Source organism: Vibrio sp. 1288 (assembly GCF_033344475.1).
The window spans coordinates 1-800 of sequence record NZ_JAWPOX010000351.1 but is presented as its reverse complement, the minus strand read 5'-3'; the positions used below and the strand labels follow the sequence as shown (position 1 = coordinate 800).

General features: G+C 46.2%; 1 protein-coding gene. It reads left to right on the top strand.

The features are described from left to right. Positions 1–237: 237 nt before the first annotated feature. Positions 238–800, top strand: a 563-nt coding sequence (locus tag R8O11_RS26700; protein ID WP_318194808.1) for a CNNM domain-containing protein, incomplete at its 3' end; no start/stop codon positions are given.

Here is an 800-nt window from a genome sequence, read left to right as displayed (position 1 = left end):
GCCGTTACAGCATCCGTAATTGGTGCGCTTAAACCAAGCTTAGAAAATGGCATAGAAACGTCTCTAAAGAGGAAATGGGCGCGTAGTTTATCAGAATCCCAGTCAAGTAACAGAATCATTCGTCTGGACGCGAAAACCACATTCAACAAATGAACTCTATCCTTTTAATAAGACATTCTGTTGGCATGACGCGTTGAATTATTCACAACCTCACGTTTCTCGCGAGAGAATCTCGTTATGCTGCTAACGTGTGCATTACTGGAAGGCGCCATGGACATTTTATTGCTTGTTGGATTGATCGCACTAAATGGCATTTTCGCTATGTCTGAGATTGCGTTGGTCGCGGCGAAAAGCGGCCGACTAAAAATGATGGCCGAAGACAACGCACCTGCTGCGCTCGCTTTAGAACTAAAAAACAACCCTACCCAGTTTCTTTCGACTATCCAAATCGGCATTACTGCCATCGGTCTACTCAGTGGCATTTTTGGTGAAGCGACGCTGTCCATTCCTTTTGAACACTGGCTCGTTGCCCAAGGGCTAGAGCGCGAAGTCGCCACCGTTCTTGCGACTACCAGCGTTGTTATTTTGATCACTTACTTCGCGATCATCATCGGTGAGCTCGTGCCAAAACGTTTTGCGCAAAACAACGCGGAAAGCATCGCAATTGTGGTCGCCTATCCGATTCATTGGTTAGCCAAACTTGCCAGACCTTTTGTGTTCTTACTTACTGTGTCGACAGATGCGTTACTTAAACTTCTGCGCCAAAACGAAAACCAAGGCGAAATCGTCACAGAAGAAGA